The 14,913-nt window shown below is 41.7% G+C and carries 14 protein-coding genes and 1 pseudogene; 5 read left to right on the forward strand and 10 right to left on the reverse strand.

The window, feature by feature from the left end; translation table 11 throughout:
• Positions 1–498 precede the first annotated feature (498 nt).
• Complete coding sequence (locus AAEZ18_RS17160; protein ID WP_352255767.1) at positions 499–744, forward strand: hypothetical protein; 246 nt, start codon at positions 499–501, stop codon at positions 742–744.
• A gap of 28 nt (positions 745–772) precedes the next feature.
• Here the strand turns inward: AAEZ18_RS17160 and istB are convergent, their stop codons facing one another.
• Both istB and istA read right to left on the reverse strand, forming a co-directional pair.
• Positions 773–1,528 carry an IS21-like element helper ATPase IstB gene (gene istB / locus AAEZ18_RS17165; protein WP_350595467.1) on the reverse strand — a complete coding sequence of 252 codons (756 nt, stop codon included), beginning with the start codon at positions 1,526–1,528 and terminating at the stop codon, positions 773–775.
• Positions 1,529–1,539: 11 nt separating this feature from the next.
• Positions 1,540–3,090 carry an IS21 family transposase gene (istA, locus tag AAEZ18_RS17170; RefSeq protein ID WP_008466912.1) on the reverse strand — a complete coding sequence of 517 codons (1,551 nt, stop codon included), beginning with the start codon at positions 3,088–3,090 and terminating at the stop codon, positions 1,540–1,542.
• Between the two features lie 216 nt (positions 3,091–3,306).
• On the opposite strand from istA, the gene AAEZ18_RS17175 reads away from it, so the two are divergent.
• Genes AAEZ18_RS17175 through AAEZ18_RS17185 form a run of 3 tightly spaced genes read left to right on the forward strand, consistent with a single transcriptional unit; the run spans position 3,307 to position 8,483 of the window.
• Entirely contained in the window at positions 3,307–4,362 is a 1,056-nt protein-coding gene (locus tag AAEZ18_RS17175; RefSeq protein ID WP_350595442.1) for a TolC family protein, read from the forward strand.
• A 14-nt stretch (positions 4,363–4,376) separates the two neighbouring features.
• Positions 4,377–5,312 (forward strand): efflux RND transporter periplasmic adaptor subunit, encoded by a 936-nt coding sequence (locus AAEZ18_RS17180; protein WP_036973832.1) that lies wholly within the window; start codon positions 4,377–4,379, stop codon positions 5,310–5,312.
• Positions 5,313–5,372: 60 nt separating this feature from the next.
• Positions 5,373–8,483, forward strand: a complete 3,111-nt coding sequence (locus AAEZ18_RS17185) for an efflux RND transporter permease subunit (RefSeq protein WP_197182801.1) — start codon at positions 5,373–5,375, stop codon at positions 8,481–8,483.
• A gap of 741 nt (positions 8,484–9,224) precedes the next feature.
• On the opposite strand, the gene AAEZ18_RS17190 is transcribed toward AAEZ18_RS17185, so the two are convergent.
• The 5 genes and pseudogenes from AAEZ18_RS17190 to AAEZ18_RS17210 all read right to left on the reverse strand — a co-directional run bounded on the left by AAEZ18_RS17190 (position 9,225) and on the right by AAEZ18_RS17210 (position 11,423).
• Positions 9,225–9,419: a hypothetical protein gene (locus AAEZ18_RS17190; RefSeq protein ID WP_350595440.1), complete on the reverse strand. Its 195-nt coding sequence runs from the start codon at positions 9,417–9,419 to the stop codon at positions 9,225–9,227.
• Between the two features lie 25 nt (positions 9,420–9,444).
• The gene (locus tag AAEZ18_RS17195; protein WP_350595438.1) at positions 9,445–9,714 is read right to left on the reverse strand and encodes a helix-turn-helix domain-containing protein; all 270 of its coding nucleotides are present in this window, start codon (positions 9,712–9,714) and stop codon (positions 9,445–9,447) included.
• Between the two features lie 58 nt (positions 9,715–9,772).
• Positions 9,773–10,096 (reverse strand): annotated as a pseudogene (locus AAEZ18_RS17200) (transposase); the annotation flags it as partial.
• Positions 10,097–10,252: 156 nt separating this feature from the next.
• Positions 10,253–10,993, reverse strand: coding sequence for a hypothetical protein (locus AAEZ18_RS17205; RefSeq protein ID WP_350595436.1), 741 nt, complete (start codon positions 10,991–10,993; stop codon positions 10,253–10,255).
• A 277-nt stretch (positions 10,994–11,270) separates the two neighbouring features.
• Positions 11,271–11,423 carry a hypothetical protein gene (locus AAEZ18_RS17210; protein ID WP_350595434.1) on the reverse strand — a complete coding sequence of 51 codons (153 nt, stop codon included), beginning with the start codon at positions 11,421–11,423 and terminating at the stop codon, positions 11,271–11,273.
• A 160-nt stretch (positions 11,424–11,583) separates the two neighbouring features.
• Here AAEZ18_RS17210 and AAEZ18_RS17215 point away from each other — a divergent pair, with 160 nt between their 5' ends.
• The gene (locus tag AAEZ18_RS17215; RefSeq protein ID WP_350628663.1) at positions 11,584–12,810 is read left to right on the forward strand and encodes an RNA-guided endonuclease InsQ/TnpB family protein; all 1,227 of its coding nucleotides are present in this window, start codon (positions 11,584–11,586) and stop codon (positions 12,808–12,810) included.
• Between the two features lie 80 nt (positions 12,811–12,890).
• On the opposite strand, the gene AAEZ18_RS17220 is transcribed toward AAEZ18_RS17215, so the two are convergent.
• The 3 genes from AAEZ18_RS17220 to AAEZ18_RS17230 all read right to left on the reverse strand — a co-directional run bounded on the left by AAEZ18_RS17220 (position 12,891) and on the right by AAEZ18_RS17230 (position 14,412).
• Complete coding sequence (locus AAEZ18_RS17220; RefSeq protein WP_350595478.1) at positions 12,891–13,202, reverse strand: helix-turn-helix domain-containing protein; 312 nt, start codon at positions 13,200–13,202, stop codon at positions 12,891–12,893.
• Positions 13,203–13,274: 72 nt separating this feature from the next.
• Positions 13,275–13,607 (reverse strand): type II toxin-antitoxin system RelE/ParE family toxin, encoded by a 333-nt coding sequence (locus AAEZ18_RS17225; protein WP_350595476.1) that lies wholly within the window; start codon positions 13,605–13,607, stop codon positions 13,275–13,277.
• A gap of 25 nt (positions 13,608–13,632) precedes the next feature.
• Positions 13,633–14,412 (reverse strand): tyrosine-type recombinase/integrase, encoded by a 780-nt coding sequence (locus AAEZ18_RS17230; protein WP_182721273.1) that lies wholly within the window; start codon positions 14,410–14,412, stop codon positions 13,633–13,635.
• Positions 14,413–14,913: the final 501 nt, after the last annotated feature.

The raw sequence follows: 14,913 nt of genomic DNA on the forward strand, positions 1-14,913 counted from the left end.
CTGCGTAGGTTGGCATGGCTACTTATTACTTTGCTCATGTGTCAATCGGGCTTTTCGTTCGCCGCTCAATGCGATGACTACCCTGCGGAGGTATCGTCAGTCCCTGAACAATCAAAGTCGATAGGCACTTATGATGTTCCCGAAAAAAATGTAAATGCTGGTGATAATACGTCGAGTGAAGAGTCTAAGTGTTTCCATTGTGTGCTGTGTCAATGTGGACAGATTAAGTTTCTGGCACAGCACCCAATAAATGACGTATCTAAACCGTTATATACCAATCAATACAGTTATTCCCGCAACGTCACTGACGGCCTAGTCGAAGGCCTTTTGCGCCCACCTCAACATTAATCCATTCCCTCCTATATGTTTGCATGGGTGCTTTCCATGAATGTCGTTATCTTATGAACAAAAGGTTCTTTTATGAGTTCTTCACGCCCATTGGGCATAAAAAAAGCTAGCTCAGCGTATCTGAAATTGATATCTGCTGCACTGGTAACCATGAGTATATCTGTTCAATCTGCCAATGCGCAAAAGTCTTCAATCACGCTTGAAAATGCGCTCAAACGCACATTATCAAACAACCCAGATTTAGTTGTGTTCGAATTTAAATCTTCGGCTTTGGATGGTGAATCAAAAATGGCCAGCTTACGACCTGAAATGTCTGTTGGGGTTGAAGTTGAAAATGTGTTGGGTGCGTATTCTCATGACTTTGATCACCGATTCTCATCAGCTTTGATCGCTTGATTTATCATTTTGTAGAGCCATTTTTAAATTAACTTAACTGATCATCATCAGTCAATTCATTTAACTGTTTTCGTATCGATTCTCCTTTTAAATTCAACTTAATTGCACCATGAATCAGCCTATCTAAAATAGCATCAGCGTGCGTTGATTCGCCGATCATTTGGTGCCAATTTTCCTGTGGTAACTGACTAATGATGATGTGTGATTTATAACCATATCTAGCATCGACTAATTCAAGTAAGTCGCTTCGTTGCTGAGCACTGAGTGGCTCTAGCCCCCAATCGTCTAAAATAAGTAAGTCGTATTTAATGAGTTTACCCAATAATTTTCGATAACTGCCATCGGCCTGTGCTAGAAATAGACTTTCAAGTAATTCTTTTAATCGAATATAGAAGACACTTTTTCCTTGTAAACAGTGCTCGTGACCCAAGGCACACGCGAGGTAGGTTTTGCCACAGCCTGTGGCGCCTGTAATTAATATATTCTGATGTAAACTCAGCCAGGTGCTTTGGCTGAGGCTGCGTATTTGTGCTTTATCTAGATTGCGCTTCGGCGAGTAAATGAGTTGATTTAACTGACCCGGTACGCGGAATTTTGCTTGTCGCACCAATCGCTCTATTTTTCTTTGGTCACGCGTATCAATTTCATGCGTTAGCAATAAACTGACGCGCTCTATAAAGCTTTGTTCTTGGTATAGGTTTGGCTGTTCAAGCTGCTGCTTGAGTGCTTGCTTTATACCCGATAACTTGAGCAATTGAAGTTGCTGATTAATTGTTTCTATCATGTTTACATTCCTTAATGGTAGTAATCTGTGCCACGTATGTTGCTGTGTGTAATTGGCTTTTCTGGCTCTGTTTGGAGTGTGGGTAATGGTTGTTGGTCTAACCCTTTTTGCAGCATTTGCTTAATAGATCTGTGTGTGGTCGTATTCATGCAAATTGCTCGGTAACATGCTCGCTCGAGGCGTTCTTTTGAATACGTTTTAGCTAAACTTAATACCCCTAAACAGGTGCGATAAGCTTGCTCTGGATGACGTTTGCTATTAAGCAATAATTCAACGACTTGATGAGTATAATCACCGATACTCAATGCCCATGAGCGTAAATTTATCGGTGACTGCTCATGCTGTTTTTGATGCGCCTTTGGCATATGATGTGTCTGTGTCGTATGTCCGCCTAAACGGTTTGAGCGAGGATGCTGTGCTATTAAAGTGCCGTCATAATAAAGCTGCACGAGTTGATTGGATATGTGTGCGCGTAATTGTTTTTTAACCCACAGATAAGGCACGCTGTAGTAATGTTTTTCTATTTCAACATGGTAATCAATATGCACACGTACTGTTTTGATTTGTGTATATTGATAGGGCTTTTCAGGCAATGGCTTTAATGCGTTTTTATCCACCATATCAAATAGCTGTTTGCGTGATTGTTGATATTGCTTCATCACCTTATTGTTCATCATATCCAGTAGCTTTGCTATTTCATGATTGAGTTGCGCTAAGCTGTGGAAGGTTTGGTTACGTAAGCGTGCCATGATCCAACGCTCAACAATTTGTACGCCGACTTCAGCCTTCGATTTATCTTTGGGTTTATAAGGTCTAGCCGGAATGACAGCAACGTTAAAGTACTCGGCTAACTGGTGGTACGTCGGATTTAAATCAGGCTCGTAGCGACAGGTTTTACTGACAGCACTTCTGAGATTATCGGGAATAACAACGTCAGGAACGCCGCCTAAAAATTCAAAGCAACGCGCATGACTCATTACCCAATCTTCAAGTTGCTGACTATACGTTGCTTCAGCATAGGTATAATTTGATGCACCTAGTACAGCAACGAATATCTGAGCAGTGCGCTTTTCTTGTGTCGTCGGACAAGTAATGGTAATTGTGGGGCCACAATAATCCACAAACAGCTTTTCACCCCCTTTATGCTGCTGACGCATTGAGAGTCGCTGGGTACCTAACCATTGTTTATAAGCTCGGCAGAAGTGACTGTAGCTGTAATAAGGCTCACCCACTTTTTCAAGTAACTCATCAAATACGAGCTGTAATGTTAGGTGTTTATGTTGTTTTAAGTCTTTATTGATATTTAACCAGTCAGGCGTTGGGTGTCTTTTTTTACGCGTTGAGAAGCGCTTGAGTTTGGTGTTGAAAAATGTATTTTGCTGTTTATCCTCTGGTATTGGCCATTGATTTAAGCCTAACTCATTGGCCTTTTTAAGGTAATTAGCCACAGTACCAGGTGAAATATTTAAACTTCTGGCAATCTCTCGATGGGATAATTGTGCTGAGTACTTCAGCCGTAAAATGGAATGTAATTTACTCATAGATATAGGTCTTGTTGTCATTGTTGTTATCCTCATCAAACGATTCAGATAACGGTTTAACACACCTACAAAAATGATAAAACGTGAACTCGGTTACGAGTGGTATTAAGCTTTGATCGGCAAAATCATTAAGAGCATAAATGTGATCATTTACAAGTGATTTTAGTGATCAAAGCTTAATGAGAATAAGCGATCAAAGTTAATGCAATTGGGTGATCAAAGCTGGAGAGAATATGCATGTTGGGAACAGGCGAAGTGTCTGGTATCAAAGATGCCGAATTGACACTGACCTTATCGTCGGTCATCGAGCTTGGAGATAAAGTCAGCGGCCGAATGAATGTGGTGAGTTCAAAAAAAGCACAACTGCTTACACAACGGCGCATTCGTACGCTGGACATCTTGGGTGAAACAACTCGACGATATATCAATGTCATTGTCCAACAAGCGTTGCACAAGACTGAGCAACGAGCTGAAATGCTGGCTCGCACAATGCTTCAGACAGTCTCTACACGGGTTGAAGCGGGGGCTTCTTCACCACTTGAGAAAAAACGTGCAGAGTCAGCGTTGTCGCAGGCGCGTTTGTCGTTATTGATAAGTGAACAAAAACTCAATGAGTATAAACGCGACCTGGCCATCATGTGGGGTGACACTAACGCTGCGTTTGCGGAAGTTGAAGGGACACTGTTATCGTTTCCAAATTCACTATCACTTGAACATATGCTTTCACAGCTTCAAAGCAATCCACACGTTCTGCTTTATGCTGATAACTATCGGGTACAAGAGGCCAGATTGAGAGTGGTTCAGGCCAGTCAGCAGTTCGACATTGCGTGGGAAGCCGGTATCCGAAGAATGCAGGGAATTGATGACACAGCGTTAGTCGCCAGTATTTCGGTGCCGTTAAATACCAAGCAGCGGAATCTAGGTGAATACGAACAACAGCGCGCATTGCTTGACAGTATAGACTATCAAAAACAAGCGAAAATTCGTGAACTCACTCGCCAATTAAATCAAGTCATTAGCGCAAAAGACCAAGCCTTGCTCACTGTTACGACCCTTCAAGACAATGTCGTCCCAACATTGGAATCTGCATTGAAATTGGCGCGGGATGGCTATGAAAGTGGTCGCTACAACTACATAGAGTGGGTGACAACGCAACAGCAACTCATAGATATGCAACGAACTATGATAAAAGCCGCAGGCTTAGTTCACCTTCGAAGCGCAGATCTAGAGGCACTTACGGGAATTCCCGTGTTTTCTGACTCTCCCTCGACGTCTGCTCAATCATCACAATGAATAGAGAAAAAATAATGAATAAATCACAATTTACATTAGTTACTAGCGCACGTGACTTGCTTGGCATGTTAGTCATGCTAGTTACTTTACTGTTTGCTTCTGTCGCCCTGGCTGATGATGACGATGAGGAAGCCGAAGAAAGACCCGAGTACGTAGTGTTATCTCAAGAACGGATGCTTGAACACGATATCGTGACTGCATCGGCCGCATCAGGAACATTATCGCTCACAACCAGAACCTTTGGGCGGATAGTTCATGATCCTGCGTCACTGAGTCATATTCGTGCCCGCTTCGACGGTGTTGTAAAACGTATCATGGTGAATATTGGAGATAAAGTAGAAAAAGGTGACACACTGGCAATCATTGAGTCAAACGAGAGTTTAAATCAATACTCAATCACCTCACCGATGTCTGGAAAAATCATAGCTAGACACGCCAATGATGGTGAGCTCACCAACGGTCAAGTACTGCTTTCTGTTGCTAATTACTCTCGCGCAATTGCTCAATTGGCTATTTTCCCCAAACAACGTACTCGTATTGCCGCTGATATGGAAGTCACTTTAAGGCTTGAGGAATTGCAGCAACAATCAAGTATAAGCCACATTACGTCCTCACCTGATGACAAACCTTATTCTATCGCGTTTGTGAACGTTGATAATGGCAGTGGTTATTGGCCTTTAGGCGCTATGGTAGAGGGTTATATTCAGATTGGGTTCCAAGAAGTCAATCTGGCTCTCCCCAAAAGTTCAATACAAGAGTTAGATGGGCAAACCATTGTTTTTGTCAAAGAAGGGGAGCGATTTTACCCCCGCCAAGTAAAGCTTGGGAACACGGACAACCGTTTAGTAGAGATTGTGAAGGGCGTTCAAATAGGCCAGCAAGTCGTTGTAGAAAATAGCTATCTACTAAAAGCTGATTTATTAAAAATGGAGGCGGGCGATGATGACTAATTACCTGCGCATTTATTGTCAAAAGCAAAGCCAAGTCCATAAAAACGGTGAGGTGAGAACATGATAGCACCAATACTCCGTCTATCCATTGAGCGACGTGGTGTCATGATGTTGTTCGCCTTGTTTGTCGCCTTTTTTGGTATGTACAGTTACAAACAATTGCCGATTGATGCTGTGCCTGATATCACCAACGTGCAAGTGCAGATAAATACCGCAACCCCAGGTTACTCGCCTTTGGAGACTGAACAACGCATAACGTTTATAGTTGAAACCTCGCTGGCCGGTTTGCCTAATTTATCGTATACCCGCTCGATATCACGCTATGGTTTGTCGCAAGTCACAGTCGTGTTTAAAGAGGGCACTGATTTATATTTCGCACGAAATCTCGTCAACGAGCGTCTCACCGCCATCGCGGCGCAATTGCCAACAGGGTTAACCCCTGAAATGGGCCCTATCTCCACAGGCTTGGGTGAAATTTACATGTACTCGTTAAGTGCTGAGCCTCAGGCGCGACAGGACAACGGTCAACCCTATGATGCTATGGCATTAAGGGAGATCCATGATTGGGTAATTAAGCCCCAATTGTCGCTTGTTGAGGGGGTGACCGAGGTTTATGCGATAGGCGGATTTGAAAAGCAATATCATGTGAATCCTAATCCAGTCGCAATGATAAACTTTGGGATAAGTACAGGTGACCTTCTCAGTGCGCTAGAACGCAACAATGCGAATCAAGGCGCTGGTTTTGTAGAACAAAATGGGCAACAAGTACTGATCAGATCGGAAGCCCAACTTAAGGGCATCGACGATATCGGCCAAGTGGTTGTTAAGATCATTGATGGCGTACCGGTAAAAATTCAAGACATCGCCCAAATCAACCTCGGTAAAGAGCTGCGCTCTGGAGCCGGCACGTTAAATGGCCAAGAAACAGTGATTGGCACGACAATGATGTTAGTGGGAGAAAACTCTCGTACGGTCGCCAAAGCTGTGGACAGTAAGCTCGAAACCATTAAAACAAGCTTACCCGAGGGCGTAATCCTTGAAGCGGTTTACGATAGGACAAGCCTCGTTGACAAAACCATCGACACAGTGCAGAAAAACCTCGTCGAGGGCGCTTTACTTGTCATCGTTGTGCTATTCGTTTTGCTTGGGAATGTGCGAGCTGCACTTATTACCGCCGCTGTAATACCCTTGGCAATGCTTGCCACGATATCGGGCATGGTCAAAACAGATGTGTCTGCTAACTTGATGAGTTTAGGCGCACTGGATTTTGGCTTGATTGTCGATGGCGCAGTTATCATTGTTGAAAACTGTATCAGACGATTATCCGAATCCCAGAAACAAAACGGCGCTACTCTACCGCTCAAAGAAAGGCTGAATGTTGTATATGAAGCCACTAATGAAGTCATACGCCCCAGTTTGTTTGGTGTATTGATCATTACCATTGTTTATATCCCCTTGTTCACGCTCACTGGCGTCGAAGGTAAAATGTTCCACCCCATGGCAGCGACCGTGATAATGGCTTTGCTTGCCGCAATGGTATTTTGTTTTACCGTAGTGCCTGCGGCGATAGCAATTTTCATGAGAGGTAAAATTAGCGAAAAAGAAAGCCCAATTATTAAAGGTGCAAAGGCAGTCTATCGTCCTGTTTTAACCGGAGCGCTGCGTTTTAGATGGCTAGTGGTAGTAGCAGCGAGTGCTTTGGTTGTCGGCAGTTTATGGATGGGCAGTAAATTAGGCTCCGAGTTTATTCCCCAGCTCAATGAAGGTGATATCTTAGTACAAGCGATACGCATCCCTGGGACTGGGGTAGAACAAGCAGTTGAAATGCAAAAAACTCTTGAAGCGAAACTTATGCAGTATGAGCAAGTTCAGACGGTATTCGGTCGCACGGGTACGGGTGAGGTCGCTACCGATCCTATGCCGCCCAACATTACTGATACGTTTGTTATTTTGAAGCCTAGGGAACAATGGCCCGATCCATCAATGACTAAAGCCGAGCTAGTCGAAACGTTTGAAGAGGACTTGTTTACCTTGCCCGGCAATAATTATGAATTTACCCAACCTATTCAAATGCGGTTTAATGAATTGATCAGTGGGGTAAGGGCAGATTTGGGCATAAAACTATTTGGGGATGACTTAGATACCCTCTTTGCATCTGCTTCTGACATTTTGTCCGTTATTTCAACGATTGAAGGGGCTGATGACGCGAGGCTTGAGCAGGTAGAAGGCATTCCAATCTTCACCGTCACACCAAAGCCTAATCAATTGGCACGCTTTGGTTTGGATATAGCCGACTTGCAGTTATGGCTCAATGCTGCGACAGGTGGAAAAACCGCTGGAATGATTTTTGAAGGCGACAGACGCTTTGAAATTGTCGTGCGATATGCCGACGACATTCGAAATGAACTCACTCAGCTTGAGAGCGTTCCCATAGTCACGCCCTCTGGTGAGCATGTACCAATAAGCGAATTAGCCACACTTGCATTTAAAGAAGTACCTAGCCAAATAAGCCGGGAGAATGGCAAACGTAGTATTGTTGTCACAGCAAATGTGCGTGACAGAGATATTGGCACTTTTGTTGAAGAAGCTCAGGCGAGAATTAATGATGAAGTAGATTTACCTGCTGGTTATTGGCTCGACTATGGTGGAACCTTTGAGCAGCTCGAAAGTGCGAGTCAACGATTGACGATTGTGGTACCGGTTACGTTGTTTGTGATTTTGACAATGCTGGTAATTGCGTTTGGTTCTATACGCGATGCGTTGATTATATTCACAGGTATCCCTTTGGCATTAACAGGCGGTGTAATGTCTCTTTGGTTAAGGGATATGCCTTTATCCATATCCGCGTCGGTAGGATTTATCGCGTTGTCTGGGATTGCCGTATTAAACGGATTGGTAATGCTGTCCTTCATCAAGCAACGTTTGCTAGAAACCGGAGAATTAGTGAATAGCATTGTTGAAGGGGCACTTATTCGTTTGCGTCCGGTATTAATGACAGCACTAGTGGCAAGCCTTGGGTTTGTGCCCATGGCGTTCAATACGGGCATAGGTGCAGAGGTGCAACAGCCTTTGGCCACGGTGGTCATCGGCGGGATAATATCGTCAACCTTGCTAACACTGGTAGTGCTGCCTGTACTCTATCGACTCGTGCATAGTAAAGGGGATCAGTAGTGTTCTTGGGCATTTATTCGTAAATGCCCAAGTTTTACCTGAACGATTTTTAGGTACCTATTGACTCTTTATAAGTGGTACATCATGTACACATATTGATTATTTACATGAGTAACATTGGCGCTTTTGCGCAAAAGCACCACGCTATACCTATCGACTTCACCCCATTTAGGCGCTGTATAGCGCGTCTAGCATTGAGTATTCACTTTTACATTCACTATTTCACCAGTTACGGATGAAGCTACGATAAAATCGCAGGCTTGAGCGCGCCAAGCCGACTCACTGGTTGTCATTTTAACGCGTAAAACCCCCTTAAATTAGGTAAAAAAGCGCCTGACCACATAATAAAAAAGTGAATTTTTTCACTTTTTCATCTCAGACTTTTAGCTGCTAAGACTCTATGAAATAGCCATATTGAGACACGGTGAATCCTTTTTTATGGGCATTAATTGATACGTTGGTATATTAAAAAGTGAATTTTTACACTTTTTTATCTCAGACTTTTAGTGTGCTAGCGTGTCGTAAATGGCCAGATTGAGACACTTTTCACTCGCATTTTGCCCGATTAAAACTGTCTCAAATGTTAAAAATTAGACGTTTTTGTGTCTCATTTAAAAAGCTAAATCGCGCGCAAAGCCTTGCTGTGTAAGGGTTTGAGGGGAAGGTAGTGTTTTCTTCTAATAGCGGGAACTATTGGATGAGGTTTTTATTTAAATTTCAAAGGCTTATCGTTAAAAGGCGCTATTTTATTACTGATTCATAGAGCGGTGTGATAGTTTCAACCGCTTCGCTAAGAGAAACACTTGTCATTAATCGGTATTTATTAATTGCCAACAGTCGCTCATTTTTCATCAATAGGTTAAATACAGGTCTTGGTAATCTTACACCGTTCAAAATGGCATATTTTTCTTCAAGTTTTAGCTGTATTTCGCTCATTGCCTGTATTCCAAGATTTCTTAACTTATGGGTATGATAGCACGTCTTTAACGTGCTTAAAGTTATTTTTTAGCCAATTTTTGTTCAACATTCCCCAATCTAAAACCGAGTACGAACCGCCCTTGTTTTCAAGCGCTATAGAAAGCTCGGGAATTGCTGCTAATGTGTCTTGAGCTGTTCGCCTTGGCATTCCTGTAGCTTCCATAATTGCTGGCACAGTGTTAACGCCTGTGCTAATGAGCCAAGTCACGTAAGCTCGCCTATATAAGCTAGTTTTTGTTTTGCTATGTGTCATTTAATAACTCTTTGAAATATTTTAAAGCTAGGGGCTGTTGATCTTTGTAGTACATATATCAATCAGCCCACATTGGTAGCCACATCATAGTAAATGCTAAAGCGAGCATTGAATGATAATTTCGTTCAAGCTTTTCATACCGCGTGGCTATCCCTCTATATTGCTTAATACGGCCAAATGCATTCTCAACCAAGTGCCGATATTTGTACATGCACCAGTCAATATCTTCATTGCCTACTAAACTGTTGCCCTTACGTGGAATAACGGGTGTAGCGTTATTATCACGAACAAACGCTCTCAGTTTTTCACTGTCGTAGCCTTTATCTGCGACAACCATATTACTTGTTGGGCAATTAGCTACGAGTGACTCTGCATGGACGATTCGACCACTTAAGTACATTACTTTTGATAAGACATTCCATGTCCCGTCTGTTAACATTAATCTTGGCATGTAGGTTCGGTGTAAAGTTTTCTGGCGAATTCAATTATACCTTATCTTCATGCTGTTTGTTTTTCATACCACAAAGATCAACACGCCCTAATCATTTTGAGTTTCGGATGGTAACAATATATCCTCAAATGCTTTTAAGTTAGCAATATCACATTCCGATAAAAATCTATCCTCGAACCCTAGCGCGGTTATTAACTGATACTTACTTGAGGACAAATACCTAATTACTTCTAAATGCTCCTGATATTTTTTGATTATGTTATTTATTGCTTGCTCCCTACTTCTAGTAGAACGTCCTTTCCAAGCAGGCTCGTGGTGGAACAATCTATTTCTAAATTTATTTAAAGTACCAAAATTTTGAAAAATGGTATTCAAGGAAACCTTACTTGCTTTGGCGTTGGGAAAGCATTGATTAAATTTGAACTGCCATAAATTATGATCTTTATCTCTTGAATTATTATAGTCTCTCGATAACATATGAACCCAGAACCCAAATGGTAGCCGCGACACTAAATCATTTGTCGTGTATTTAGCTCCCACCTCATCCAAGCACTGCTGCTCTGCTTGGGTCACTTGATTTTTTGATTGGTCACTAATTGCCTTTGTTTTGAACCATTCTGGATCTTCAAACTGCTCTGACGCAGACTGATGTATTGAATTTCTTAATGTAACTTCAAGTATTTGAACTACGGTGAAAAAATGACTCATAATACTCTGCATTGACATATAAACAGCTATTAATTCATGGTCAGATTTACAGGAGAATACTTGACGATATGTTTCAAGCTTTTCCGTAGATAGACCCTTTTTTATTTCTGCAAGATCCAAGTTATTTGCCCTTATTAAATTTATTAGGTATTATTACAACAACTGAGGCATTGCCTCTTGTTGTGATAGCCCTGTCCTCTTACGCTCTATGAGTATTGACAACAGGTAGCGAGTTTAAGAGCCATCCCAATTGGGGTGGCTCACTTGTTTCTGACGAACAATAAATTCTGAAACACACCTTATTGCCCTGTTACTTGTATTCTTGAATAGACATTATTAATAGCCTCTGATATTTGCAACACATTCCAATATTTTGTTTATCCAACTAGTTACCGCTTTACTCATAGAGTGATGGTAAATGCACTATGTCAAAATTTTTATGCTCACCACACTTAGGGCAAGACTCAGGTATATTTGCTTCTTTGGTATAACTCTTATCAAAACCGCATTCCATACAAGATGCAGCCCAAACAGGCTCTTTGTCATCCATTATTTATCGAATCCTTCCGAGAAAACCCATTGATCGAAGCGGCGTCGGTGGGATGAATCGGAATAACTAGCCCTGTTCTTGATGAGAATGGTAGTGCAGTGTGATTTAGTTTCATATTCCATATTGACAACTCATTTCCATACAGTAGTCTATACAGTATATGAAAAAGACGCTTAGATACAACTACAGGCTAAATCCTACGCCAGAGCAAGAAGCTAAACTCGTTGAATTTGGCGCGACAGCGCGTGGCATTTGGAACTTATTACTGTCTGAAAATATGCGTCGATATGAGTTCGATAAAACATTCTTGTTCTACAATGATATGGCCTCGCTTCTTAAGGAAATAAAGCCTTTTGAAGAGTTTACGTGGATTAAGTCTTTTGACTCGGCAGCAGCTCAGCAAGTTGCTCGTGATTTAGAAACGGCAATGAAAAATGCGTTTTCTAAGGGGCGCTTACAACGTTTCCCAAAACACAAGATTTCATACAAAAAGAAAAAGCTTCACAATGACAGTTTTCGAGCGGTCAATAACTCGAACTGTATCCGCATTGAAAATGGCGCTATCAGTATCCCAAAAGTTGGTAAAGTGCCTATCATTTTACATCGCGAACTGGCTAGCAAGATCAAAACGGTAACTGTTCAGTTTCGCCACGGTAAATGGGAATGCAGCATTACTCAAGAAGTGGAGTGCAAAACAGCGCTTCGCGTTTTAAAAACAATCACAGGTTTTGACATTAACTCAAAGCAAACGGTAGTTGGCTCGAACGGCTACGTGGCCGACAATCCCAAGTTTTTAAAGCAGTCAAAAACAAAGTTAAATCAATTGCAACGTCAGCTTGCACGCCGAACTAAAGGTTCAAATCGCTGGCAAAAAACCAAACAACGCATCAACAAATTACACGGCAAAATCTCACGGCAAAGGCTCGACTTTGCACACAAAATTTCATGCCAGATAACCAATGAAAATGACATTTTAGTGTTCGAAGATTTAAACGTAAAAGGGATGCAAAAGTTCAATGGCAGCATGGTTGCCGACAATGTGATGGGCTTAATTACTCAGCTTTCAAAATACAAAACTGAGCTTGAAGGTAAACTCTATCACGAGATTGGCAGGTTTGAAAAATCCACTGGGGTTTGTTCTGAATGCGGCCAACATCATGTTTTAACATTGAACGACAGGCTTTTCACTTGTAAAGCTTGCGAAGTTTACCAAAACCGAGACTTGTCAGCGGCTAAAAGCATAGCAAAAACAGGTGAATTAAATTTAATTGCGGCTGGGATCGTCGCAAGGGTAGCCCCCACATCTCAGCGGAAATCAGCTATTAAAACGAAAGTCTTCGAGCTATCGAAGTTTGCTGTTGGAACTGAGAAAAAAGAAGCAGCCTAGCATTCATAAGCTAGACTGTAGAAGCCCATTGATCGACACGGAGTGGCGTCGGTGGGTAGTTCACCCTTAAAATTCTTCAACTAGTGTGCTTTAACAGCTTCAACAGCCATTGTTAACTGGTCATCTGCAAAGGACGGTTTAAAGCGAAAACCAATTCGAAACAAACAAGTCATTAATTTATCAATGCTGAATTTATCAATTCGGCCATTTACCAAATCGCTTACGCGAGGTTGAGTTAGCCCTAATTTAACCCCTGCATCGGCCTGTGACCAGTTTTTAGCATTGATAATTTCACGAATAACAATCATCAGATCTGAGCGCGTCTGTAGTTCAGAGGCTTCTGCTTTATCTTCTGTGATTGCATCAAAGATATTTGAGTATTCAAGAGTCATCTTAATAACCTTATTGTTTAACTTATAATCACTATATATCAGCATTGATATATATACAAGTAGTGATATGTGTCACTTAATTTCTTTTTCCATTAATTTGTATCGTTTCTTCGCAGTGTCCATTGCCTGCCTATCTACTCCGTTAGTGGTTTTGGTTAATGAGTGCAAAATAAAAACAGTGTCAGCAAATTTAGCAACATAAATCGTTCTGTATGCTGGTCTGCCGTTTTCTATTAGTTCAACCGCGCCAATACCTACACTTTCCTTTAAGTGCTTAAACTTGCTAAATGGCTCTTTGTTTTGACAGATTGCGTTTAAATCATTTGCAAAGCGCTTTTGAATTTTATCAGGCAACGCTAGAAACTCTTTTTTTGATTGATTGTTTATAAACTTAAACTTTTTCAACTGGCTAATGTCCTTCTAATATCATTTATTCTTTTATTCCTAGTGGCGGCACTGACTTATACAAGTTATTCAGTGCATCAGTTAATCGCTGTGGATCAGGGATGATGTATGTATCAGTCATATCATCACTAACATGGCCTATAGCCATTTGTATAACGTCATAATCGACACCAGCATCAGATAGTAGGCTGGCGGTACTTTTACGCCCTGAGTGGCTTGAGCCTTGTTTAAAGCCGCAACTCTTAAACAGGTTTCTAACGTAGTTCTCCATGCTTGAGCAAACTAGCGTTTCTTTTTGCCCGTCTTGAGTTTGATACTTTTTGACGTTAAAAGACAAAGTTACCCAGCGCTTTCCGCTTCTAGCTAAAAATAAAGGGCTATCTCCATTTAAGCCACCATAACTACCATCTACAGATAGCATAGCTTTATCTCTAATGCGTCTATCCCGCCAAGCTAAAACGGCTTGCCTTTGTTGCTTTAAAACCAGAGCGCAATCACGGCTTTGATTCGTTTTGGTGTAATCAGCTCTCATTCTAAAAATAGATTTTAGCTCGCCTGATTTAGTAAAAACATCTTTAACTAGCAACTGGCAAGTTTCACCAATGCGCGTTAGTGAGCCGAACAAGAACCAAATTAACGCTACGTTTCTCTCTGCGGTTTCACCACGATTAGCATTAGCAAGTATGTGTTTTAGCTGCGCTTTACTTTCGATTTTTCCTGCGCCTTTTCTGCCTGCTTCAAGTCGCTTTACTGCTTCTGATATTGGCCTACGTCTAACAGGCTTATGACCTTTCTCAAATGGCATATAATTTCCAAACAACACCCAATTCCAATGTGGTATATTAAATAATCACCAAAAACTATAAGCATTGTTTTTTTTGGTCATATTGGAATAGTGATTTAGGCGGGGTAACATCTTCGTTCACCAGGGCATGTGAAGTATTGTAAAGTTGAGTTAGACTAAGAAGTGACCCAAATAACATTCAGTGATTTTTTATTATGGTTAAAGCTCTGTTATTTGGTAATTCTCGGAGTTAAACCAGTGTACCAAACCCGCTTTGAAGTTGAACACACAATACCAAAAGCTTCCGTGTAGATGAGCAGGCAGCAGCTCTATGGCCTCAACTCCCTCATCGCACACTATTACCTTTTCAGGCTTTGGTAATACTTTGAACTCTATGCGTTCTTCTTCAAATTCTACCCAATAGCGCCAAGTGCTCCATCTAAACCTAATGAGCCAAAGCGAGTTAATTTAGGTGGTGGTGAAAGGCGCACCACCACGAAGTGGTGGCTTTAATCAAATCCT

This window comes from Pseudoalteromonas sp. 19-MNA-CIBAN-0066 (assembly GCF_040308705.1).
Lineage (GTDB): Bacteria > Pseudomonadota > Gammaproteobacteria > Enterobacterales > Alteromonadaceae > Pseudoalteromonas > Pseudoalteromonas nigrifaciens.